Source organism: Enterobacter cloacae (assembly GCF_013375935.1).
GTDB classification, from domain to species: Bacteria; Pseudomonadota; Gammaproteobacteria; order Enterobacterales; family Enterobacteriaceae; genus Enterobacter; species Enterobacter pasteurii.
On the sequence record NZ_CP056117.1, the window covers coordinates 2,283,985 to 2,308,215 of the forward strand.

18 protein-coding genes, 1 tRNA gene, 3 rRNA genes and 1 other annotated feature are annotated in these 24,231 nt (G+C 53.9%); of the genes, 12 read left to right on the top strand and 10 right to left on the bottom strand.

What is annotated here, in order from left to right:
• The first annotated feature begins 26 nt into the window (after window positions 1-26).
• Window positions 27-899, top strand: a complete 873-nt coding sequence (locus tag HWQ14_RS10810; RefSeq protein ID WP_176609712.1) for an SMP-30/gluconolactonase/LRE family protein — start codon at window positions 27-29, stop codon at window positions 897-899.
• Here HWQ14_RS10810 and pheA read toward each other — a convergent pair.
• The 4 genes from pheA to bamD form a co-directional block, all read right to left on the bottom strand.
• Window positions 896-2,056, bottom strand: a complete 1,161-nt coding sequence (gene pheA, locus HWQ14_RS10815; RefSeq protein ID WP_176609713.1) for a bifunctional chorismate mutase/prephenate dehydratase — start codon at window positions 2,054-2,056, stop codon at window positions 896-898. The two genes, HWQ14_RS10810 and pheA, sit on opposite strands and share 4 nt — an antisense overlap.
• 29 nt (window positions 2,057-2,085) lie before the next feature.
• Window positions 2,086-2,211, bottom strand: a sequence feature (Phe leader region).
• The gene (gene pheL / locus HWQ14_RS10820) at window positions 2,163-2,210 is read right to left on the bottom strand and encodes a pheA operon leader peptide PheL (protein WP_100229775.1); all 48 of its coding nucleotides are present in this window, start codon (window positions 2,208-2,210) and stop codon (window positions 2,163-2,165) included. Its footprint overlaps the feature before it by 48 nt.
• Before the next feature lie 103 nt (window positions 2,212-2,314).
• Window positions 2,315-2,656: a ribosome-associated translation inhibitor RaiA gene (gene raiA, locus HWQ14_RS10825; RefSeq protein ID WP_006811628.1), complete on the bottom strand. Its 342-nt coding sequence runs from the start codon at window positions 2,654-2,656 to the stop codon at window positions 2,315-2,317.
• Window positions 2,657-2,924: 268 nt separating this feature from the next.
• Window positions 2,925-3,662 (bottom strand): outer membrane protein assembly factor BamD, encoded by a 738-nt coding sequence (gene bamD, locus HWQ14_RS10830; protein ID WP_148421513.1) that lies wholly within the window; start codon window positions 3,660-3,662, stop codon window positions 2,925-2,927.
• 131 nt (window positions 3,663-3,793) lie between these two features.
• On the opposite strand from bamD, the gene rluD reads away from it, so the two are divergent.
• From rluD to HWQ14_RS10875, 9 genes are all read left to right on the top strand, one after another.
• A complete protein-coding gene (rluD, locus tag HWQ14_RS10835; RefSeq protein ID WP_148421515.1) occupies window positions 3,794-4,774 on the top strand; it encodes a 23S rRNA pseudouridine(1911/1915/1917) synthase RluD in 981 nt (326 codons plus the stop codon).
• Complete coding sequence (gene yfiH, locus HWQ14_RS10840) at window positions 4,771-5,502, top strand: purine nucleoside phosphorylase YfiH (protein WP_176609714.1); 732 nt, start codon at window positions 4,771-4,773, stop codon at window positions 5,500-5,502. Before rluD ends, yfiH begins: the two co-directional genes overlap by 4 nt.
• A 129-nt stretch (window positions 5,503-5,631) precedes the next feature.
• Window positions 5,632-8,205 (top strand): ATP-dependent chaperone ClpB, encoded by a 2,574-nt coding sequence (gene clpB / locus HWQ14_RS10845; RefSeq protein WP_176609715.1) that lies wholly within the window; start codon window positions 5,632-5,634, stop codon window positions 8,203-8,205.
• Window positions 8,206-8,632: 427 nt separating this feature from the next.
• Window positions 8,633-10,174, top strand: a 16S ribosomal RNA gene (locus HWQ14_RS10850).
• An 85-nt stretch (window positions 10,175-10,259) separates the two neighbouring features.
• A tRNA-Glu gene (locus tag HWQ14_RS10855) sits at window positions 10,260-10,335 on the top strand.
• 192 nt (window positions 10,336-10,527) lie between these two features.
• Window positions 10,528-13,433, top strand: a 23S ribosomal RNA gene (locus tag HWQ14_RS10860).
• A 188-nt stretch (window positions 13,434-13,621) separates the two neighbouring features.
• A 5S ribosomal RNA gene (gene rrf / locus HWQ14_RS10865) occupies window positions 13,622-13,737 on the top strand.
• The 16S, 23S and 5S rRNA genes sit together here with 1 tRNA gene alongside, the layout of an rRNA operon.
• A 128-nt stretch (window positions 13,738-13,865) precedes the next feature.
• The gene (locus HWQ14_RS10870; protein WP_176611183.1) at window positions 13,866-14,318 is read left to right on the top strand and encodes a DUF4385 domain-containing protein; all 453 of its coding nucleotides are present in this window, start codon (window positions 13,866-13,868) and stop codon (window positions 14,316-14,318) included.
• Between the two features lie 150 nt (window positions 14,319-14,468).
• Complete coding sequence (locus tag HWQ14_RS10875; protein ID WP_176609716.1) at window positions 14,469-15,776, top strand: MFS transporter; 1,308 nt, start codon at window positions 14,469-14,471, stop codon at window positions 15,774-15,776.
• Here HWQ14_RS10875 and HWQ14_RS10880 read toward each other — a convergent pair.
• From HWQ14_RS10880 to trxC, 5 genes are all read right to left on the bottom strand, one after another.
• On the bottom strand, window positions 15,773-16,096 hold the full coding sequence (locus HWQ14_RS10880) for a YfiM family lipoprotein (protein ID WP_148420614.1): 324 nt from the start codon (window positions 16,094-16,096) through the stop codon (window positions 15,773-15,775). The two genes, HWQ14_RS10875 and HWQ14_RS10880, sit on opposite strands and share 4 nt — an antisense overlap.
• Before the next feature lie 44 nt (window positions 16,097-16,140).
• The gene (gene pssA, locus HWQ14_RS10885) at window positions 16,141-17,496 is read right to left on the bottom strand and encodes a CDP-diacylglycerol--serine O-phosphatidyltransferase (RefSeq protein WP_148420615.1); all 1,356 of its coding nucleotides are present in this window, start codon (window positions 17,494-17,496) and stop codon (window positions 16,141-16,143) included.
• Window positions 17,497-17,605: 109 nt separating this feature from the next.
• The gene (locus tag HWQ14_RS10890) at window positions 17,606-20,269 is read right to left on the bottom strand and encodes a bifunctional acetate--CoA ligase family protein/GNAT family N-acetyltransferase (protein ID WP_176609717.1); all 2,664 of its coding nucleotides are present in this window, start codon (window positions 20,267-20,269) and stop codon (window positions 17,606-17,608) included.
• Between the two features lie 35 nt (window positions 20,270-20,304).
• On the bottom strand, window positions 20,305-21,003 hold the full coding sequence (gene tapT / locus HWQ14_RS10895; RefSeq protein ID WP_148420617.1) for a tRNA-uridine aminocarboxypropyltransferase: 699 nt from the start codon (window positions 21,001-21,003) through the stop codon (window positions 20,305-20,307).
• A 70-nt stretch (window positions 21,004-21,073) separates the two neighbouring features.
• Window positions 21,074-21,493, bottom strand: a complete 420-nt coding sequence (gene trxC, locus HWQ14_RS10900; RefSeq protein WP_148420618.1) for a thioredoxin TrxC — start codon at window positions 21,491-21,493, stop codon at window positions 21,074-21,076.
• Window positions 21,494-21,697: 204 nt separating this feature from the next.
• On the opposite strand from trxC, the gene HWQ14_RS10905 reads away from it, so the two are divergent.
• Window positions 21,698-22,783: a tRNA/rRNA methyltransferase gene (locus HWQ14_RS10905; RefSeq protein WP_176609718.1), complete on the top strand. Its 1,086-nt coding sequence runs from the start codon at window positions 21,698-21,700 to the stop codon at window positions 22,781-22,783.
• A gap of 48 nt (window positions 22,784-22,831) precedes the next feature.
• Here HWQ14_RS10905 and ung read toward each other — a convergent pair whose 3' ends face one another.
• Window positions 22,832-23,521, bottom strand: a complete 690-nt coding sequence (ung, locus tag HWQ14_RS10910) for a uracil-DNA glycosylase (protein ID WP_176609719.1) — start codon at window positions 23,519-23,521, stop codon at window positions 22,832-22,834.
• A 315-nt stretch (window positions 23,522-23,836) separates the two neighbouring features.
• Between ung and grcA the strand changes: the two genes are divergently transcribed.
• Window positions 23,837-24,220, top strand: coding sequence for an autonomous glycyl radical cofactor GrcA (gene grcA, locus HWQ14_RS10915; RefSeq protein WP_176609720.1), 384 nt, complete (start codon window positions 23,837-23,839; stop codon window positions 24,218-24,220).
• The last annotated feature ends 11 nt before the right edge of the window (window positions 24,221-24,231 follow it).

Genomic DNA, 24,231 nt, shown 5'->3' on the forward strand with positions numbered 1-24,231 from the left:
GGCTTTTTTCATTTTGGGGAACTGTCATGGCTGAACCGCAGCTGCTGTTGAACTACACCGGGCATCTGCCCGAATGCCCGACGTGGAGCGCAGAAGAGAAGGCGCTTTACTGGGCGGATATTCTGGAAGGGGAGATCCATCGCTATCATCTGCCTACCGCAGAGCATACGGTGCTCTCATTCCATGAAGAAGTGGGGTGTTTTGCCCTGCGTGAGCGCGGCGGCTTTATCGTCGCGATGCGTAACGCTATCTGGCTGGCCGATAAACACGGCCTGCTCCAGCGTAAGGTATGTGATAACCCGTCCAACCCGCAGCTTGCGCGGTTTAACGATGGCGGAACCGATCGGCAGGGGCGCTTTTACGCGGGCACGTTCTGGGGACCGGGAGATTATAACGGCGCCATGCTGATGCGTATCGACAACGATCTGACGCCGAAGGTGATCCAGTGCGACATTCACGGGCATAACGGCTTAGCGTTTAGCCCGGACGAGCAGTGGATGTTTACCTCAGACACGCCAAACGGTGTGATCTACCGTACGCCGCTGGATGAGTCTGGCGAACCCGGTAAGCGCGAAGCGTTTCGCCGGTTTAGCGAGGGGGAGGGGATACCCGACGGTGCGGCAATGGATGTGGAAGGATGCTACTGGAGCGCGCTGTTTGACGGCTGGCGGATAGCGCGATTTTCACCGCAGGGAGAACAGCTGGAAGAGTACCGGCTGCCGGTACGCTGCCCGACGATGGTCTGCTTTGGCGGGGACGATATGAAAACGCTGTTTGTCACCACCACGCGGGAAAATATGGAGGCGGAGGAGCTGGCGAAATATCCCCTTTCCGGCGCCATCTTCACCCTGCCGGTTAATGTGGCAGGGATGAAGAAAAGCCGCTTTATCGAACGTTAAGCCGGGTCAACCGGGACCACGTTTTCGCTCGGATAGCAGCCCAGCACTTTCATCGAACGGGTGATCTCGCCCAGTTCGCGCAGGGCTTTCTGCATGGATGCAGATTCCAGATTTGCCTGCACGTCGAGATAAAACATCTCTTCCCACGGATTGCCATGAATAGGGCGCGATTCCAGCTTCGTCATGATCAGGTTGTGGTTGCGCAGTACCAGCAGCGCTTCTACCAGCGCCCCTGCCTGCTGGCCGGTCGCCATCAGCAGGGTAGTTTTAGCCGGAACCTGATCTGACACGTTGATGGCCTTGCGGGCCAGAACAATGAAACGGGTGATGTTCTGAGTCTGGTTTGCCAGATTACGCTCCAGCACCTGCAGGCCATACAGCGCGCCGCCCGCTTCGCTACCGAGTGCAGCGACGGCAGGGGAGTTTGCCTGCGCTACTTTTTCCATCGCCGCCGAGGTACTTTCGGTGTACTCAATTTTCCAGTTCGGATAGCGGTTCAGGAACTGGCTGCACTGCTGGAACGGCTGCGGATGGCTGTAAACCGTTTCGATCTGATGCAAATCGGTTGAGCCGGAAACCAGCACGCAGTGGTCGATAGGGATAGTCAACTCGCCTACCAGCGACAGGCTGGTATGCTGAAGCAGATCGTAAACATCGTTGATGGCGCCGGAACTGGTGTTCTCAATGGGCACCACGGCGTAATCGGCCTGGCCGGTTTCGACCTGATTGAAAATATCGGCAAATTTCGCGCAGCCGCTCTCAATAAACTCCTCGAAATGGCGGGCCGCGTACTGGCGCGCCGCCAGGTGCGAATAGGAGCCTTTCGGACCGAGAAAGGCAATACGAGCTGAGTGCGGGTTGGTTTTGTTCAGATGCTGCTGGAGCAGGGCCTGCTGAGTCAGAACGGAATCTTCGATGATGAGCTGGAACAGGCGAGTGATGTAGTGAGCATCCAGATGATGTGCTTTACCGAGCTGAATCAACCGTTCCAGTAAATCGCGCTCGCGATCGATATCGCGCACCGGCCGATGGGAGTCCAGCTTGGCTTTACCCACTTCAATGGCCAGTGAACGGCGTTCAGCCAGCAGGGCCAGTAATTTTTCGTCAAGCGCGCTGATTTTTACGCGTAAATCCAGTAGCGGGTTTTCCGGTGTCATAGTGTTGCCTGTCTCATTTTATCGTTATCAAAAAAAAGGCCTCCCGGTGGGGGAGGCCTTGTTGTTCGTCTTCGCATTCTTTATCACACGACGAAACGCCTCCCGGTCAGGGGAAGGTAAAAAAGAATGCGAAGAAAAACGGCGTCTGTTTCATGGGGTCATCCTGAAATTGATATCGTTAAAGTACCTGTACTGTTTTAATCCTGTCAATAAAAAACGCGCCCGGAGGCGCGTTGTCGGTACACTCAATTTAAAGGATTACTCTTCTTCAACTTCTTCCGCGAAGCTGGCGTCTTTCACCGATGTTGTGGCGCGACGGGCTTCACCTTTGTGTTGCACTTTATTGAGCTGCCGTTCCAGCTTGTTGATCAAATCGTTAATTGCGGTGTACATATCCTCGTGTTTTGCGCTGGCGACCAGATGGCCGTTTGGAGTATTGATAGTTGCATCAGCGACGAAACCCTGTGGCTCCTTGGACAGGATGATATGTGGATTAATCAAATGTGTTTGCCATTTATCCAGTTTGGCGAGACGGTCTGCGACGTGCTGGCGAATTGCCGGAGTAATTTCCATTTGTTTACTGGTAATGTTCATTGTCATAAATTTTACCTCTTGTCTTTCCGTCTTGGTGATTCCAGCATACCCGACCTAATGTCAAAATGTGTGATTTAGATCACGTTATTTTGTCGGTTTTTGTCAGGGAATCTTTTTTGTGAGGCAGGGCAGGAAGAGGCGAGATTTACCTTGTCGAACCCAGAATTTACGGTCATAGTTGACAGGATGTGTTGAGGCTAAACCGCTTCAGCTGAGGTCTGGAATGTATACAAAAACGGCAGCCATCGGGCTGCCGTTTTGCTTTGAAGCGGGATCAGGTGTTGCTGCTGTTCGCGGCGATGATTTTCGCAACTTTGTCAGCCTGAGCGGTCATCTGCATTTCACGATAGGCGTTTTCCATCAGCTTCAGGCCATCACGCGTTGCCTGCGTATCCGGATAATCACGCAGCATGCCTTCCACACGGTTAACCACGGCAACCCATGCGCCACGGCGGGTGTAGTATTCCGCTACGGAGTATTCATATTTCGCCAGGCGATTTTTCAGGAACACCAGACGCTTGGTGGCATCGGTAATGTACTGGCTGTTCGGATAGCTACGGACCAGCTTTGAGAAGTCATTGAAAGCATCACGCGCGTGCTGCGGGTCACGGTCAGAACGATCCACCCCGAAGAAGCCCTGCAGTGCGCTGTCATCCAGCGCCATGTTGGTCAGGCCGCGCATGTACATCACATAATCGATGTTAGGGTGGGTAGGGTTCAGACGCATGAAACGATCGATAGTAGCCTGAGCCAAAGGCAGATCGGCATTTTTGTAGTAGGCATAGATAAGATCTAACTGTACCTGCTGCGAATACGGACCAAATGGATAGCGATTATCCAACGCTTCCAGTTGCGTTATCGCCTGTTTCCAGTTACCGTCCTGCAACTTTTGTTGTGCAGTCGCATAGATTTCATTCGGCGGATTGTCAGGGACCTGTTCATTCGAACCGGAGCAGCCCACCAAAGCCAGGCTCAACGTGGCCGCTGCCACCAGATATTTCATGCGCGTCATGACGTTTTGACTTTCCTCAAATGTTTGTCCGGGAGAAACTCAGTTCCTGCTCCCGATTAAGACCAGCTACAATAGCACACTATATTAAACGGCAAAGCCGTAAAACCCAACGTTAAACGAAGAAGCAGTTTATGGCACAACGAGTAGAACTCACCGCAACAGTCTCCGAAAATCAGCTCGGTCAACGCTTAGATCAGGCTTTGGCCGAATTGTTCCCTGATTATTCGCGTTCACGCATAAAAGAATGGATCCTTGACCAGCGTGTGCTGGTAAACGGCAAGATCTGGGACAAACCAAAAGAGAAAGTGTTTGGTGGGGAAGCTGTCGCCATCAATGCTGAAATCGAAGAGGAAGTCCGCTTCGAGCCGCAGGATATCCCCCTGAACATCGTCTATGAAGATGACGATATTCTGGTCATCAACAAGCCGCGTGACTTTGTTGTTCACCCGGGAGCGGGTAATCCTGATGGTACGGTACTGAACGCACTCCTCCATTATTATCCGCCAATTGCGGACGTACCGCGCGCCGGTATCGTTCACCGTCTGGATAAAGACACCACCGGCCTGATGGTGGTGGCGAAAACGGTCCCGGCTCAGACTCGCCTGGTAGAATCTTTGCAGCTGCGCGAAATTACCCGCGAGTATGAAGCGGTGGCGATTGGCCATATGACCGCTGGCGGCACGGTTGAAGAGCCAATCAGCCGTCACCCTACCAAACGTACTCATATGTCCGTGCATCCGATGGGTAAACCTGCCGTCACGCATTACCGCATCATGGAGCATTTCCGCATTCATACGCGCCTGCGTCTGCGTCTGGAAACCGGACGTACTCACCAGATCCGCGTGCATATGGCGCACATTACCCATCCGCTGGTGGGTGACCCGGTGTACGGCGGTCGTCCGCGTCCGCCAAAGGGGGCGTCGGATGAATTTATCTCCGTGCTGCGCAAATTCGATCGCCAGGCCCTGCATGCAACCATGCTGCGTCTTTACCACCCAATTACCGGTATTCAGATGGAATGGCATGCGCCGATCCCGCAGGATATGGTGGAACTTATCGACGCGATGCGCGCGGATTTCGAAGAACATAAGGATCACGTGGACTGGTTATGACCAAGCTGATTGTCCCAGAGTGGCCGCTGCCTGAGGGTGTGGCTGCCTGTAGTTCAACCCGTATCGGTGGCGTGAGCCAGGGCACATGGGCGTCTCTAAACCTTGGCGCACACTGTGGCGATAACCCGGAGCACGTTGAAGAGAACCGTAAGCGCCTCTTTGCTGCCGGAAATCTGCCTTCAAAACCGGTCTGGCTTGAGCAGGTGCATGGCAAAGCGGTACTGACGCTGTCCGGGGAACCGTATGCGTCTAAACGCGCCGATGCCTCATACAGTAATATTCCGGGAACGGTTTGCGCGGTAATGACCGCCGATTGCCTGCCCGTGCTGTTTTGCAACCAGGCGGGCACGGAAGTGGCTGCGGCGCACGCCGGCTGGCGTGGCCTGTGCGAAGGCGTGCTGGAGGAGACCGTCGCCTGCTTCCAGGACAATCCCGCTAACATCATTGCCTGGCTTGGCCCGGCGATTGGACCTCGCGCGTTTGAGGTGGGGCCAGAGGTGCGCGAAGCCTTTATGGAAAAAGATGCTCAGGCGGCTAATGCGTTTGTGGCTTCCGGCGATAAATATCTGGCCGATATTTATCAGCTTGCCCGCCAACGGTTAAATAATGTCGGCGTAACGCAGATCTTTGGCGGCGATCGCTGTACCTTCAGCGAAAACGATGATTTCTTCTCCTATCGCCGCGACAAGACCACCGGTCGTATGGCAAGTTTCATTTGGCTGATATAACCTATAGAATCAAGACGATCCGGCACGCGCTGTTTTCTTTTCACATAATTCAGGTCATTAACCTTGAATAATTGAGGGATGACCTCATTTAATCTCCAGTAGCAAATTTGACCTGTTATGGGAGGAGTTATGCGTCTGGATCGTCTTACTAATAAATTCCAGCTTGCTCTCGCCGATGCCCAGTCCCTCACACTGGGGCACGACAACCAATTTATCGAACCTCTTCATTTAATGAGCGCCTTGCTGAATCAGGAAGGGGGATCGGTACGTCCTTTATTAACGTCCGCTGGCATTAATGCCGGCCAGTTACGCACCGCCATCGATCAGGGGCTGAGTCGTTTACCGCAGGTGGAAGGTACCGGCGGCGACGTGCAGCCGTCACAGGATCTGGTGCGCGTGCTGAACCTTTGCGACAAGCTGGCGCAAAAGCGTGGGGACAATTTTATTTCGTCAGAGCTGTTTGTTCTGGCGGCGCTTGAATCACGCGGTACCTTGACCGACCTGCTGAAATCTGCCGGCGCTACCACCGCCAACGTGACTCAGGCGATTGAGAAAATGCGTGGAGGTGAAAGCGTGAACGATCAGGGAGCCGAAGACCAACGTCAGGCTTTGAAGAAATTTACGGTCGATCTGACCGAACGTGCCGAGCAGGGCAAGCTTGACCCGGTGATCGGCCGTGACGAAGAAATTCGCCGTACTATTCAGGTATTGCAGCGTCGTACCAAAAATAACCCGGTGCTGATTGGTGAGCCCGGCGTTGGTAAAACCGCCATCGTTGAAGGGCTGGCGCAGCGTATCGTTAATGGTGAAGTACCGGAAGGGCTGAAGGGGCGCCGCGTGCTGGCACTGGATATGGGCGCGCTGGTGGCCGGGGCGAAGTATCGCGGCGAGTTCGAAGAGCGTCTGAAAGGCGTGCTGAACGATCTGGCAAAACAGGAAGGTAACGTCATCCTGTTTATCGACGAACTGCATACCATGGTCGGGGCCGGTAAAGCTGACGGCGCAATGGATGCCGGAAATATGCTGAAGCCTGCGCTGGCGCGTGGTGAACTTCACTGCGTTGGTGCCACCACGCTGGACGAGTATCGTCAGTACATTGAAAAAGATGCCGCGCTGGAGCGTCGTTTCCAGAAGGTGTTTGTTGCTGAGCCAAGCGTTGAAGATACCATCGCGATCCTGCGTGGTCTGAAAGAGCGTTATGAACTGCACCATCATGTGCAGATCACTGACCCGGCCATCGTTGCGGCGGCGACGCTTTCGCATCGTTATATCGCTGACCGCCAGCTGCCGGATAAAGCAATCGACCTTATTGATGAAGCCGCGTCCAGCATCCGTATGCAGATTGACTCGAAACCGGAAGAGCTGGACCGACTCGATCGCCGCATCATTCAGCTCAAGCTGGAACAGCAGGCGCTGAACAAAGAGTCTGATGAAGCGAGTAAGAAACGCCTGGATATGCTCAACGAAGAGCTGGAAGAGAAAGAGCGCCAGTATTCTGAGTTAGAAGAAGAGTGGAAAGCCGAGAAAGCGTCACTTTCTGGCACCCAGACGATCAAGGCGGAGCTGGAACAGGCGAAAATTGCCATTGAGCAGGCGCGCCGTGTAGGTGATTTGGCGCGGATGTCCGAGTTGCAGTACGGCAAAATTCCTGAACTGGAAAAACAGCTTGAGATTGCTACGCAGTCGGAAGGCAAAACCATGCGTCTGCTGCGTAATAAAGTGACGGATGCTGAGATTGCCGAAGTGCTGGCGCGCTGGACCGGTATCCCCGTTGCCCGCATGATGGAAAGCGAACGTGAGAAACTGCTGCGCATGGAGCAGGATCTGCACCAGCGAGTGATTGGTCAGAACGAGGCCGTTGAGGCGGTTTCCAACGCCATTCGTCGTAGTCGCGCTGGGCTGTCCGATCCAAACCGCCCAATCGGTTCGTTCCTGTTCCTGGGGCCAACCGGTGTCGGTAAAACCGAGCTGTGTAAAGCGCTGGCTAACTTTATGTTCGACAGCGATGACGCGATGGTGCGTATCGATATGTCCGAGTTTATGGAAAAACACTCCGTCTCGCGTCTGGTTGGCGCACCTCCAGGATATGTCGGCTATGAAGAGGGCGGTTACCTGACGGAAGCGGTGCGTCGTCGTCCTTATTCCGTCATCCTGCTGGATGAGGTGGAGAAGGCGCATCCTGACGTGTTCAACATCCTGTTGCAGGTACTGGATGATGGCCGTCTGACGGATGGGCAAGGCAGAACGGTCGACTTCCGTAATACGGTGGTGATCATGACTTCGAACCTGGGTTCCGATTTGATTCAGGAACGCTTCGGCGAGCTGGATTACAGCCATATGAAGGATCTGGTACTGGGGGTAGTCAGCCAAAACTTCCGTCCGGAGTTCATCAACCGTATTGATGAAGTCGTGGTGTTCCATCCGCTGGGTGAGAAACACATTGCGTCGATTGCACAGATCCAGCTGCAGCGTCTGTATAAACGTCTTGAAGAGCGTGGTTATGAAATCCACATCTCCGATGATGCGCTGAAGCTGCTGAGCGCGAATGGTTACGATCCTGTTTATGGCGCGCGTCCATTAAAACGTGCAATCCAGCAGCAGATCGAAAACCCGCTGGCGCAGCAAATCCTTTCCGGGGAGCTGGTTCCGGGCAAAGTTATCCGACTGGAAGCCAACGACGATCGAATTGTGGCAGTGCAGTAAGTCACAAAACGCAAAAACGAGCCGCTTGCGGCTCGTTTTTGTTTAAAAACCAGGCGAGAATTGAGGTCTGGGATGCGATTTGCCTGGAAAGTGAGCAGTTAGTAAATAATTTTCACTTTATCCTTGCAGCTTCGGAATTACTCCCTATAATGCGCCTCCACTGACACGGAACAACGGCACGCAAGCCGCCGGGTCAGCAGAGAAAAGCGAAATAATCGCTTGACTCTGAAGCGGGAAGGCGTAATATGCACACCCCGCGCCGCAGCGAAAAACGAAGCGGCACTGCTCTTTAACAATTTATCAGACAATCTGTGTGGGCACTCAAAGTGACATGGATTCTTAATGTCTTCGGACAATAAATGAATACCAAGTCTCTGAGTGAACATACGTAATTCATTACGAAGTTTAATTCACGAGCATCAAACTTAAATTGAAGAGTTTGATCATGGCTCAGATTGAACGCTGGCGGCAGGCCTAACACATGCAAGTCGAACGGTAACAGGAAGCAGCTTGCTGCTTCGCTGACGAGTGGCGGACGGGTGAGTAATGTCTGGGAAACTGCCTGATGGAGGGGGATAACTACTGGAAACGGTAGCTAATACCGCATAACGTCGCAAGACCAAAGAGGGGGACCTTCGGGCCTCTTGCCATCGGATGTGCCCAGATGGGATTAGCTAGTAGGTGGGGTAACGGCTCACCTAGGCGACGATCCCTAGCTGGTCTGAGAGGATGACCAGCCACACTGGAACTGAGACACGGTCCAGACTCCTACGGGAGGCAGCAGTGGGGAATATTGCACAATGGGCGCAAGCCTGATGCAGCCATGCCGCGTGTGTGAAGAAGGCCTTCGGGTTGTAAAGCACTTTCAGCGGGGAGGAAGGCGGTAAGGTTAATAACCTTACCGATTGACGTTACCCGCAGAAGAAGCACCGGCTAACTCCGTGCCAGCAGCCGCGGTAATACGGGGGGTGCAAGCGTTAATCGGAATTACTGGGCGTAAAGCGCACGCAGGCGGTCTGTCAAGTCGGATGTGAAATCCCCGGGCTCAACCTGGGAACTGCATTCGAAACTGGCAGGCTAGAGTCTTGTAGAGGGGGGTAGAATTCCAGGTGTAGCGGTGAAATGCGTAGAGATCTGGAGGAATACCGGTGGCGAAGGCGGTCCCCTGGACAAAGACTGACGCTCAGGTGCGAAAGCGTGGGGAGCAAACAGGATTAGATACCCTGGTAGCCCACGCCGTAAACGATGTCGACTTGGAGGTTGTGCCCTTGAGGCGTGGCTTCCGGAGCTAACGCGTTAAGTCGACCGCCTGGGGAGTACGGCCGCAAGGTTAAAACTCAAATGAATTGACGGGGGCCCGCACAAGCGGTGGAGCATGTGGTTTAATTCGATGCAACGCGAAGAACCTTACCTACTCTTGACATCCAGAGAACTTTCCAGAGATGGATTGGTGCCTTCGGGAACTCTGAGACAGGTGCTGCATGGCTGTCGTCAGCTCGTGTTGTGAAATGTTGGGTTAAGTCCCGCAACGAGCGCAACCCTTATCCTTTGTTGCCAGCGGTTAGGCCGGGAACTCAAAGGAGACTGCCAGTGATAAACTGGAGGAAGGTGGGGATGACGTCAAGTCATCATGGCCCTTACGAGTAGGGCTACACACGTGCTACAATGGCGCATACAAAGAGAAGCGACCTCGCGAGAGCAAGCGGACCTCATAAAGTGCGTCGTAGTCCGGATTGGAGTCTGCAACTCGACTCCATGAAGTCGGAATCGCTAGTAATCGTAGATCAGAATGCTACGGTGAATACGTTCCCGGGCCTTGTACACACCGCCCGTCACACCATGGGAGTGGGTTGCAAAAGAAGTAGGTAGCTTAACCTTCGGGAGGGCGCTTACCACTTTGTGATTCATGACTGGGGTGAAGTCGTAACAAGGTAACCGTAGGGGAACCTGCGGTTGGATCACCTCCTTACCTTAAAGAACCTGCCTTTGTAGTGTCCACACAGATTGTCTGATGAAAAGTAAATAGCAAGGCGTCTTGCGATTGAGACTTCAGTGTCCCCTTCGTCTAGAGGCCCAGGACACCGCCCTTTCACGGCGGTAACAGGGGTTCGAATCCCCTAGGGGACGCCACTTGCTGGTTCGTGAGTGAAAGTCACCTGCCGTCATATCTCAAAACTGACTTGCGAGTCACGTTTGAGATATTTGCTCTTTAAAAATCTGGATCAAGCTGAAAATTGAAACGACACACAGCTCATGTGTGTTCGAGTCTCTCAAATTTTCGCAAGTCGACGATGAATCGAAAGAAACATCTTCGGGTTGTGAGGTTAAGCGACTAAGCGTACACGGTGGATGCCCTGGCAGTCAGAGGCGATGAAGGACGTGCTAATCTGCGAAAAGCGCCGGCGAGGTGATATGAACCCTTGACCCGGCGATGTCCGAATGGGGAAACCCAGTGCAATTCGTTGCACTATCGTTAGCTGAATACATAGGCTAACGAGGCGAACCGGGGGAACTGAAACATCTAAGTACCCCGAGGAAAAGAAATCAACCGAGATTCCCCCAGTAGCGGCGAGCGAACGGGGAGCAGCCCGGAGTCTGAATCAGCTTGTGTGTTAGTGGAACGGTCTGGAAAGTCCGACGGTACAGGGTGATAGTCCCGTACACGAAAGCACACTTGCTGTGAACTCGAAGAGTAGGGCGGGACACGTGGTATCCTGTCTGAATATGGGGGGACCATCCTCCAAGGCTAAATACTCCTGACTGACCGATAGTGAACCAGTACCGTGAGGGAAAGGCGAAAAGAACCCCGGCGAGGGGAGTGAAAAAGAACCTGAAACCGTGTACGTACAAGCAGTGGGAGCCTCTTTATGGGGTGACTGCGTACCTTTTGTATAATGGGTCAGCGACTTATATTCTGTAGCAAGGTTAACCGTATAGGGGAGCCGAAGGGAAACCGAGTCTTAACTGGGCGTTAAGTTGCAGGGTATAGACCCGAAACCCGGTGATCTAGCCATGGGCAGGTTGAAGGTTGGGTAACACTAACTGGAGGACCGAACCGACTAATGTTGAAAAATTAGCGGATGACCTGTGGCTGGGGGTGAAAGGCCAATCAAACCGGGAGATAGCTGGTTCTCCCCGAAAGCTATTTAGGTAGCGCCTCGTGAATTCATCTTCGGGGGTAGAGCACTGTTTCGGCTAGGGGGCCATCCCGGCTTACCAACCCGATGCAAACTACGAATACCGAAGAATGTTATCACGGGAGACACACGGCGGGTGCTAACGTCCGTCGTGAAGAGGGAAACAACCCAGACCGCCAGCTAAGGTCCCAAAGTCATGGTTAAGTGGGAAACGATGTGGGAAGGCACAGACAGCCAGGATGTTGGCTTAGAAGCAGCCATCATTTAAAGAAAGCGTAATAGCTCACTGGTCGAGTCGGCCTGCGCGGAAGATGTAACGGGGCTAAACCATGCACCGAAGCTGCGGCAGCGACGCTTATGCGTTGTTGGGTAGGGGAGCGTTCTGTAAGCCGTTGAAGGTGTGCTGTGAGGCATGCTGGAGGTATCAGAAGTGCGAATGCTGACATAAGTAACGATAAAGCGGGTGAAAAGCCCGCTCGCCGGAAGACCAAGGGTTCCTGTCCAACGTTAATCGGGGCAGGGTGAGTCGACCCCTAAGGCGAGGCCGAAAGGCGTAGTCGATGGGAAACAGGTTAATATTCCTGTACTTGGTGTTACTGCGAAGGGGGGACGGAGAAGGCTATGTTAGCCGGGCGACGGTTGTCCCGGTTTAAGCATGTAGGCGGAGGTTCCAGGTAAATCCGGTACCTTTTTAACGCTGAGGTGTGATGACGAGGCACTACGGTGCTGAAGTAACAAATGCCCTGCTTCCAGGAAAAGCCTCTAAGCATCAGGTAACATCAAATCGTACCCCAAACCGACACAGGTGGTCAGGTAGAGAATACCAAGGCGCTTGAGAGAACTCGGGTGAAGGAACTAGGCAAAATGGTGCCGTAACTTCGGGAGAAGGCACGCTGATATGTAGGTGAAGCCCCTGCGGGTGGAGCTGAAATCAGTCGAAGATACCAGCTGGCTGCAACTGTTTATTAAAAACACAGCACTGTGCAAACACGAAAGTGGACGTATACGGTGTGACGCCTGCCCGGTGCCGGAAGGTTAATTGATGGGGTTAGCGGCAACGCGAAGCTCTTGATCGAAGCCCCGGTAAACGGCGGCCGTAACTATAACGGTCCTAAGGTAGCGAAATTCCTTGTCGGGTAAGTTCCGACCTGCACGAATGGCGTAATGATGGCCAGGCTGTCTCCACCCGAGACTCAGTGAAATTGAACTCGCTGTGAAGATGCAGTGTACCCGCGGCAAGACGGAAAGACCCCGTGAACCTTTACTATAGCTTGACACTGAACACTGGTCCTTGATGTGTAGGATAGGTGGGAGGCTTTGAAGCGTGGACGCCAGTCTGCGTGGAGCCAACCTTGAAATACCACCCTTTAATGGCTGGTGTTCTAACGTAGACCCGTAATCCGGGTTGCGGACAGTGTCTGGTGGGTAGTTTGACTGGGGCGGTCTCCTCCCAAAGAGTAACGGAGGAGCACGAAGGTTGGCTAATCCTGGTCGGACATCAGGAGGTTAGTGCAATGGCATAAGCCAGCTTGACTGCGAGCGTGACGGCGCGAGCAGGTGCGAAAGCAGGTCATAGTGATCCGGTGGTTCTGAATGGAAGGGCCATCGCTCAACGGATAAAAGGTACTCCGGGGATAACAGGCTGATACCGCCCAAGAGTTCATATCGACGGCGGTGTTTGGCACCTCGATGTCGGCTCATCACATCCTGGGGCTGAAGTAGGTCCCAAGGGTATGGCTGTTCGCCATTTAAAGTGGTACGCGAGCTGGGTTTAGAACGTCGTGAGACAGTTCGGTCCCTATCTGCCGTGGGCGCTGGAGAATTGAGGGGGGCTGCTCCTAGTACGAGAGGACCGGAGTGGACGCATCACTGGTGTTCGGGTTGTCATGCCAATGGCACTGCCCGGTAGCTAAATGCGGAAGAGATAAGTGCTGAAAGCATCTAAGCACGAAACTTGCCCCGAGATGAGTTCTCCCTGAGACTTTAGGTCTCCTGAAGGAACGTTGAAGACGACGACGTTGATAGGTCGGGTGTGTAAGCGCAGCGATGCGTTGAGCTAACCGATACTAATGAACCGTGAGGCTTAACCTTACAACGCCGAAGATGTTTTGGCGAAGAGACAGATTTTTCAGCTTTGATTCAGAGTCCGAAGGATTTTGCGCTGAGACAAGGCGGCAAGCGAAGGAAAGGAAGGAGCATACTGAGGTATGTGACTGACTTTACGAGAGCAGCCAACGCAGTATCAGCCCAAAAGACACAGGACAGAGCACAGGAATTTGCCTGGCGGCTTTAGCGCGGTGGTCCCACCTGACCCCATGCCGAACTCAGAAGTGAAACGCCGTAGCGCCGATGGTGGTGTGGGGTCTCCCCATGTGAGAGTAGGGAACTGCCAGGCATCAATCAAGAAGAGCCCCGTACCGTAAGGTGCGGGGTTTTTTGCTTTGTGCACGAGAAAGTGCCGGGTGGCGGCACAGCCTGACCGTGCCTACAATTGTTAAAACGATTCTTAACAATGGTGCCGCTTTGACACGTCCCTTTGATTACCAACAAGATTTTGCCGCCATTAATTTTCGCGAGCATCCCGAACTGTATCAGGTAGGTCGGGGTGAACAGGGCGTATTGATGGTCGAACCTTATAAAAGCGAAATCCTTCCGCACTGGCGCTACAAAAATGCTGAAGTCGCAGCGCGCTCGGCAAAAGCGATATATGCCCTGTTTGAAGAATACCGTCAGCAAAATGATTTTGTGGGGATGGATATGGCACGTAAGTTCATTCAGATGGGCTACACGCGCGCCCGGCGATATGCAAATCATAAAGGCGGTAAAAAGTATGATGAGAAACGCCAGGTCAAACCCCTCGACCACGATCCTGTAAAAGCTGAAGCCGCTGCGGTATTCAAAACCTGGTGGGATAAGATTCGGGCGGATGAAGATTATTTACAGCGAAAGAAGGCGCACCAGCAGGCGTGGGGCTAATTACTACGTTCGCTAATAATTCGATACCTGATCGACTTCACAAAACGCAATGAAACATATTAGAAACATTTTATTTACCTAACGATTCGTTTTAAATCCGGTTTTACTGTTTGTGGGCAATGGCCCGCAATGTGACACAGGGGATTTAAAATGACAGAAACCGTAGCCAGTGCAGATACGGATAATACAAATTTAGCAGACAAGGATACTCGCCGTCGGGTTTGGGCCATCGTTGGGGCCTCATCGGGGAACCTGGTAGAATGGTTTGATTTTTACGTCTATTCATTCTGCTCGCTCTACTTCGCGCATATCTTTTTCCCGTCCGGGAATACCACTACTCAGCTTCTGCAAACCGCTGGCGTTTTTGCTGCCGGGTTCCTGATGCGTCCTATTGGTGGGTGGCTGTTCGGCAGGATCGCGGACAGAAAAGGGCGCAAGACCTCCATGCTTATCTCTGTCTGTATGATGTGCGTCGGCTCGCTGGTAATTGCCTGCTTGCCAGGGTATGACGTTATCGGAACATGGGCACCCGCGCTGCTGCTATTGGCCCGTCTGTTCCAGGGGCTTTCAGTCGGTGGAGAATACGGCACCAGTGCGACATACATGAGTGAAGTGGCCGTAGAAGGACGAAAAGGTTTCTATGCGTCCTTCCAGTATGTGACCCTCATTGGCGGGCAGCTGCTGGCGTTACTGGTTGTGGTGATCCTTCAACAGATCCTTAGCGATGAAGATTTACGCGCCTGGGGCTGGCGTATCCCGTTTGCCATGGGGGCAGCCCTGGCGGTCGTGGCGCTATGGTTACGCCGTCAGCTTGATGAAACCTCTCAACAGGAGGTCAGGGCGCTGAAAGAAGCCGGTTCGATGAAAGGCCTCTGGCGAAACCGCAAAGCATTTTTGATGGTATTAGGTTTTACCGCCGCAGGCTCGTTGAGCTTCTATACCTTCACCACCTACATGCAAAAATATCTCGTTAACACGACGGGCATGCATGCCAACGTTGCGAGCGTCATCATGACGGTGGCGTTACTTGTCTTTATGCTGATCCAGCCGATTGTCGGTGCGCTGTCGGACAAAATAGGTCGCCGCACGTCAATGCTCATCTTTGGCGGCTTGCTTACCCTCGGCACCGTTCCGCTTCTTACCGCCCTCCAGCATACCACCTCTCCGTATGTCGCTTTTGCGCTGATCATGGTGGCACTGATTATTATCAGTTTTTACACGGCAATTAGCGGTATTTTGAAAGCAGAGATGTTTCCGGCACAGGTGAGGGCGCTAGGCGTTGGGCTCTCTTACGCAGTCGCTAACGCCCTGTTCGGCGGATCGGCTGAGTACGTCGCGCTTTCGCTTAAGTCATGGGGCAGTGAAACAACCTTCTTCTGGTATGTCACCGTAATGGGGGCGCTGGCATTCATTGTCTCGCTGATGCTGCATCGCAAAGGAAAAGGTATTCGCCTTTAATAATGCGCCATCTGCCAGACGGCGTAGCCGGTTGTTGCACCGGCTACGTCCCAGGCGAAATCTTTCCAGCTCCAGCCGCTTCCCGAGGGGCGGCTGTCCCATAGTTCTTTCGATGCCCCCAGGCTTACAGAGAACATCAGGCCAATTGCGGCACTTCGATCCCGGCTATATCCCTGATGCTGCGCATACTCATTGCCCGCTGCGGACAACATTGCAGAGGCCAGAAAGTGTTGAGCTTTATCCTGACCTGACCAGTTATCATTGGCCATATGGCTACAGCCGGTCAGGCAAAGGGGAATTAACAGGAGAGGGATACGCATAACAGGCTCCATAAAAAAGCCCCGTCGATGACAGGGCCCGTATATTACAGAATGCGGCTGATGAGGCGATCGATACGGATCCGGCGCAGACGGCGTATCAGCTTACGGACCTTAACCGGATAGTCAGCGATGCTTTGCAGATCGCGATAGTGACGAACAACGGTAGTATGGGTGCGTATAAGCTCCAGCTCACGATCGCGTTTCGCGGCCAGCGCATGCTGAGGATCGTGAATAAGAATGGCATTTTCCAGATCCAGACGCCAGGCGCGCGGGTTCAGGTTATTACCGGTCAGCAGCATCCACTCATCATCAACCCACATCCCCTTGAGGTGGTAGCTGTTGTCTTCGTCTTTCCAGAGACGTACAACCAGCTGGTCGGTGTTCACATAGTACTGCAAGCGGCTCAGGAAACGACGCAGGTTGATCTCATAAAGATAGGGTAGTGCGCCGATAATCTTGAAAGGCTGATCTTCCGGAATAAAGAAGTCATTTGCCGTTTTATCCCCAACAATGATTTCTACCTTTTTGCCATCACGCAGCAGCTGAATGATATTACGCACCAGAACGGCGGGAAGGTTGAAGTACGGCGTGCAGATAGTGAGCTTGTGCTCCGCGCACGGCATCAAATGGAAGATAGTCTTGTTCAGCAGGCTGGATTTTCCTAACCCTACCAGCGGCGTAACGGACAGCTCTTCGTTATTGGCATCACCCTGGAAGCGATAAACCGCGTCGCGCAGCTCCTGACGGAAGGAACGAACCTCATTTTTGATTTCCGGGCTTTTAGGGCGATGAGGATCGTCAAGGCGGTTAACACCGCGTCCATGCACCAGGTTTTTATCAACCCAGTTAAACATGATGTCAGCCATCTGCGGATTGCGGATCAGATGGTAGCGATCGTAACGGTATTTATCGAGCTGATGGAGGTAAACATCATTCAGGCTGGCGCCGCTGTAGAGGACGCTGTCATCAATGATAAATCCTTTGAAATGGAGTACGCCAAGCGCTTCACGGGTATTCACCGGCACGCCGTACACCGGGATATCAATACCCGGGTTTTCCTGGGCCGTGCGGCAATACCAGTCAGCGTTTGTGTTTGAAGCAGCCGCGCCAATACGGCCACGCTGCGCACGGTGCCAGTCAACCAGCACGCGAACGTCCAGTTCCGGACGCTGACGTTTCGCTTCATAGAGCGCGTTCAGGATCGCGCGCCCACCTTCATCCTGTTCAAGATAGAGCGCCACAATGCAGATGCGTCGCGTCGCGCTGGCAATCTTTTCCAGAAGCGTCTCCCGGAAGCGAGCGGGAGCATAAAAGAACTCTACATCATCAACTGACTGAGAAATCTTCGGTAGTTGAGCAAGGTGTTGTTGATGTTTGTTACGCTTAAATTTTGACAACATCACAGTGCGTTTCTTCTCTGTTCATTGAAGGGTTGTCTGTACCAGGCAAACAACATAAGCGGACAATGATACCCCAGTGCCGTGAAAAGTGGGTAACATTTCCAGCAGCTTACTTCTGTTTATCCGTGGAACTCAGGCTGAGCGAAAGGGAGACGATGCCTTCATCCAGCTGGATATCAACGTCAAAACCAAGTTTCCGCGCCAGGGTCACCATGCCCCGATTGTTTGGCATAGTAATGCCATTCAGGCGTAACAATCCGTGATCGCGCGTATAGCCAATAAGCTTTTCGAGCAGCCGCCTGCCCAACCCCAAACCTTTAAGATCGGAACGCACCAGCACGGCAAACTCCGCATCCACGTTGTCCGGGTCGGAAATGGCGCGGGTCACGCCAAGTATTTCATCTCCTTGCCCGGAACGGCGCACTGCCACGAACGCCATTTCTCGATCGTAGTCGATCTGGGTCATATTGGCTAAATCATCGTGGGTAAATTCGTTGATTTCACTGAAATAGCGATAGTACAAATCTTCCTTTGTCACCTGCGAGATAAATTCCCGCAGCAGCGGCTCATCTTCCGGAAGGATAGGGCGAAACAGCGCCTGCTCGCCATTTTTCATCTCCACCCACTCTTCAAGCTGAAGAGGATAAGGACGGATGGCGAGACGGCTTTCCCGGTCTCCGACGAATGGCGCAATATCCAGCGTCACGTCCAGGGCAGTAAATTCATTCCCGGAGGCGAGGAGCGGGTGGATATCCAGGCGCTGGATCTCGGCGCAGTCTACAATCAGGTTAGAGACCTTCACCAGAAACTGACTTAACCCGGCGATATCAAGCGGCCTCAGGGCGCTTCGTCCGCGGATCTTTTTGCTTTTGATAGCCTGAATAATCAGATAACGCGCCAGGTTCATGTTAAGCGGCGGGAGAGCGACCACCGCCTGCTCTTCTGGACGCCATTCGACACCCCCTTCACCCAGCATAATAAGCGGACCAAAAACCGGATCGTGCTCCACAACTACCCGCAGTTCCTGCGCTCCCGCACGGTTAGCCATGCTCTGCACCAGCAGACCGTGGATCCTGGCCTGGGGCCATGTCATTTTAACGCGATCGATAATGGCGTCCGCAGCCTGCTGAACTTCCGACGCGGTGCGCAGGTACAGCATCACGCCCTGAACATCTGACTTATGCGGAATATCGGGCGAGCGCAGCTTCAGCGCGACCGGATAGCCAATCTGTTCAGCGATATGCACCGCCTCAGCGCTATCGCTGGCAATCCAGGTTGGCAGGGTTTGCATTCCATAGCTGCCAAGAATGGGCTGCACCTCATGGGTATCAAGAGAAGTTGCGCCTTCTTCGATGGCCTGCTGCAACAGCCTGTGAACGTCCACGGAGTTTGCCGTCAGATTGCCCGGCAGGGCAGGCGTTTCACGCAGCTGCTTCTGGTTGCGCCGGTACTCAACCATATGCATAAACGCCGTAATGGTGCCCTCCGGGGTACGATAGGTTGGCAACCCGGCTTCACTAAACAGACGTCGCGCTTCCTGCGAGGAGAACTCGCCGCACCAGTTGGTCAGTAAGGTGACATATTTGCCGCGTGGATGGTTTCGGACGGCCTCAATCAGCGCACGCGCGCTTTCGCTGCCCGGCGCGACCGCGCTGGGTGAATGGATAATCATGAGTGCATCAAAATCCTGACTATCCAGCAAAATCGATATCGCCTTTATGTAACGGTCACTGCTGGCATCATCGCGTAAATCGAGCGGGTTACCCGGCGCAACGCTTCCCGGCAGTGCCTCACCCAGGCGCTGAAGCGTCTCTTCTCCCAGCGTTGCCAGCTTGCCGTTGCGTAGCCACAGCTCGTCCAGCGCCAGAGCGGCGGGAGCGGCACCGTTGCTGACGATCATCAGCTTCTCGCCGCGCAAGGGGCGCATGTGGCTTAATGTTTCGACGGCGGAAAAAAGCTCGTGCGTATCCTGTACCCGCAGCAGACCGGCGCGCTGGATGGCGGCATCCCAGGCGGGATCCATCCCGGAATGGGAATGCAGCAGGCGCTGGGCCGCAGGGCTACGGCCGCTTTTGATGACCAGAATCGGTTTATTACGCGATGCGCTACGGGAGGCCGACACAAAGCGGCGGGCGTCGCTCAGGTGCTCAAGATAGAGAAGAATAGCGCTGGTTTTACTGTCGCGCGCCAGGAAATCCAGCAGCTCATCGACGTCAATATCCAGGCTGTCGCCGAGGGCGATAAAGTAGGAGAAGCCCATCTCCCGCTGTTGCGCCCAGTCGAGGATCGTATTGGATACGGCCGCCGACTGCGAAATAAAGGCCAGCTTGCCTTTGCGGATCGGAACCGGGGAAAAGCTGGCATTCAGCCCTTGCCAGGGCGCAAGCAGGCCGAGGCTATTCGGGCCCAGGATGCGCATCTGGTAGCGGCTGGCGCAGGCCAGCAGCTCGGGCTGCTGTTCAGGAGGCGATGAGAGAATAATACAGGTCTTGCAGCCTTTCTGGCCGAGCGATTCCAGCAGGTCGAGGTTTCGTCTGGCATGCGTACAGAGCACCGCGAGATCGGGAACAAAAGGTAAACTTTGCACGTCCGGCCACGCCAGCACGCCCTGCACCGCTTTATAGGCAGGGGTGACGGGCATCACCGGGCCGTTAAACCCGCCTGCCAGCAGGTTACGCATCATCAGATAGCCTGCGCGATCCGGCTTCATTGAAGCGCCAATAACGGCAATGGATTTCGGACGTAGTAGCGCTTCTAACCCTCTCTGGCTCATGCAGGCCTCCCGTGAATGCAAGCGACCTGATGATTTTAAACGCTTTCTGGCTCTGTTGCTGTGATACTGCCCTTATGAACGGTTTTTCCCGCAAGATAACGTTCGCGGAAGCAGGAGAAGTGGTTACCCAGCGCGCCTGCTGCCCGGGCGTCTCCCGCCAGGTCCAGAAGTGCAATGGCCACTTCGGCGGTACAGTATTGCCCGTCAGCATGGGCCTCACGCAGGCGATAGGCTGAAACGCGCGACAGATCGACGGAAATCACCGGCAGCGCGTCGAGATACGGGCTTTTGCGAAACATCTTTCTCGCTTCCGTCCAGGTGCCGTCAAGCATGATGAACAGCGGCGGCTTACCGGATGGCGGTGCCGAAAGCACCTGGCGATGTTCGCCTGCATACGATGCGGGAAAAACGACCATTGGCTGATAGTCCGGGCTTGCCACCAGGTCGAGCAGCGCCTGAGGAGGCTCGGTGCGTGACCACTGAAACGCGGCGGTGTCTGGCAAAATATCGGCGATCAGGCGGCCCGTATTGCTGGGCTTCATCGGTTCGGTATCGAACATGACCAGACAAAACCGGCTTCTCGCCGTACTCGGTGAAAGCGTTGCGCACAGGCAAACTTTCAGCGGCAACAGGCAGCGCTGGCAGCGGCGAATACGGTTGCCGCGTGCAAGAAAGGGGCGAGTTGCGCGCGCAAGGCGTTCGGCGCGTAGTTGAAGTACAGCGTTATCAGTCATGGGCGAAAGGGCAGGGAAAACCCCATTTTCGCAGAGGAGAGAACGGGGCACAAGACGTGCCCCGTGAATGTTACAGGGATTCGTTTAACCAGCTTTCAAACGGCGCTTTTGGCACGGCACCGTTAAGCATGTCGATCACTTCACCATTTTTGAAAATCATAATGGTGGGGATGCTGCGAATGCGGAAACGGGCGCTCAGTTCGCGCTCTGCTTCGGTATTCACTTTCACAAAACGCATTTTCCCGCTGCGCTCTTCAGCCACGTCCTCAAAGACTGGCGCAAAGTTACGGCAGGGGCCACACCACGGTGCCCAGAAATCGACCACAACAGGCAGATCGTCCTTGAGGAGTTTGTCCAGCGTAGCACCCGTCGCGTTAATCACCTCGCCGTCAAACAGTTCGTGACCACAACGCCCGCATTTGGCACCGTCATCCATCCGTTCGTCCGGAATGCGGTTTAAAGCCTGACAGTTGGCACATACGGTATTCATAACTAACCTCTGATAGAGCCGTGGAACAACGGCAAAACGCCGATAATGTTTCTGATATGTTACATATTATCAGTGAGCCTGTATGAAACGACAACGCGTTTTATTCGATGGGAACAATAGTCACAGGCTTTTGTACGAAATTATGGCTATGAGCTTGCACATCGGGTAATCTGCGCGCTTCGCGCAGCGCTGGTGGAGAAAAGCATGAACGACGAAATGAAAAACAAAAGCGGCAAGGTCAAAGTGATGTATGTCCGCAGTGATGATGACTCTGATAAACGCACCCAAAATCCGCGTACCGGAAAAGGTGGCGGGCGTCCGGCGTCTTCTCGTGCAGACGGTGGCCGTCGCCCCGCCCGCGATGACAGAAATAACCGCGGCGATGACCGCAAACGTGATGACCGCAAGCGCGACGATCGCAAACGCGATGATTATGTCCGCGACGGCGCATCCCCATGGCGCACCGTTTCGCGCGCGCCGGGTGAAGAGGCTCCTGAAAAAGCCGATCACGGCGGTATCAGCGGTAAAAGCTTTATCGATCCGGAAGTGCTGCGACGTCAGCGCGCGGAAGAGACCCGCGTTTACGGCGAGAACGCCTGTCAGGCCCTGTTCCAGAGCCGCCCGGAATGTATCGTTCGCGCATGGTTTATCCAGAGCGTGACCCCGCGCTTTAAAGAAGCGCTGCGCTGGATGGCGGCGAACCGCAAAGCCTATCATGTGGTTGACGATGCCGAGCTGACAAAAGCGTCGGGTACCGAACACCACGGCGGCGTTTGCTTCCTGATCAAAAAACGTAACGGCACCACCGTTGAGCAGTGGGTCAGCCAGGCGGATGCCGATGACTGCGTGCTGGCGCTGGAGGACGTGGGCAACCCGCATAACCTGGGCGCCATGATGCGCAGCTGCGCGCACTTTGGCGTGAAAGGCGTACTGTTGCAGGATGCCGCGCTGCTGGAGTCCGGTGCGGCAATCCGTACTGCGGAAGGCGGTGCCGAGCATGTTCAGCCGATCACCGGCGACAGCGTGCTGGATGCACTTGAGCAGTTCCGTAAAGCGGGCTACACCATTGTCACCACCTCAAGCCGTGCCGCTACGCCGCTGTTCAAAGCAACGCTGCCGCGTAAAATGGTGCTGGTGTTAGGTCAGGAGCGCGATGGTCTGTCTGATGCGGCACTCTCCAGCGCGGATCTGAGCGTCTCTATCGACGGGACAGGCAACGTTGAAAGCCTGAACGTATCCGTTGCGACTGGCGTGCTGCTGGCGGAATGGTGGCGTCAGAATAAAGCATAAGCATTTGTACTTATTGAATGCCCGGTCCACCGGGCATTCAAACTCAAATTACTCACTTTCTGCCGGTAACACAGGCATCCAGTCAATTGGCTTTTCGCCACGCTTTTCCAGCCACTCATTCGTCAGAACAAAATGATTACTGCCAAAGAAACCGCGGTGTGCAGACAGCGGCGACGGGTGCGGTGCCTTCAGAACGTGATGTCGCTGACGATCGATAATCGCCCCTTTCTTCTGCGCATGCGAACCCCAGAGTAAAAATACGACGCCTTCTCGGTGCTCATTAATCAGGCTGATTACCTTATCGGTAAAGGTTTCCCATCCCAGGCTGGCGTGAGAGTGTGCCTGACCCGCCCGAACGGTTAACACGGTATTCAGCAGCAGCACGCCCTGGCGGGCCCAGCTTTCCAGGTAACCATGATTAGGGCGGGTAAAGCCGGGGATCGTTCCTTCCAGCTCTTTATACATATTCAGCAGAGAAGGGGGGATAGCCACGCCAGGACGAACGGAGAACGCCAGTCCGTGAGCCTGACCGGGGCCGTGGTAAGGATCCTGTCCCAGAATAACCACCTTCACATCGCTCAGTTCGGTGTAGCGAAAGGCGTTAAACACATCCTTCTGCGGCGGATAAATTGTCTGTCCGGCCTGCCGTTCAGCCGCAACGGTGCTGAGGGTCTGGATAAAGTAGGGCTGCTGCTTCTCTTCTGCCAGCACGTCATGCCAGGTTAAAGGTGTGGTCATCTCGCTCTCCTGCGAATTTCATTCTGTGCCTAGCTTACCTGCTAAAGCCCGGTGAGCAAAATTACGCGCTGAAAAGTGGGCTAACTCGCTAAATTTATTTTAGAAAGGATGCGGGGGAAGTTGAATTGGTAAGATGTGAAAATTGATCTGAAGCAATAAATCCTGACCACACTCTTTATGTGGTTAGTGTTTTTGTTGATTTAAATCAATAAATCACCCGGGGCTGAATGTTATATATACACACAACAAACAATGGTTTTACCAATTGGCCGCAAAAGGCCAGCATCAGTTAATGTAGCCTAAGGGAGGCAACACATGATTACAGGTATCCAGATTACTAAAGCTGCAAACGACGACCTGCTGAACTCTTTCTGGCTGCTGGACAGCGAGAAAAACGAAGCGCGCTGTGTAGTAGCGAAATCCGGTTTTGCGGAAGACGAAATCGTTCCGGTTAACAAGCTGGGCGAAATTGAATACCGTGAAATTCCAATGGAAGTGCAGCCAGAAGTGCGTGTAGAAGGCGGTCAGCACCTGAACGTTAACGTTCTGCGTCGCGAAACGCTGATGGATGCCGTTGAGCACCCTGAAAAATACCCACAGCTGACCATCCGCGTGTCTGGCTATGCGGTACGTTTCAACTCTCTGACCCCGGAACAGCAGCGCGACGTTATCGCCCGTACCTTTACTGAAAGCCTGTAAGGCTTCAGCCA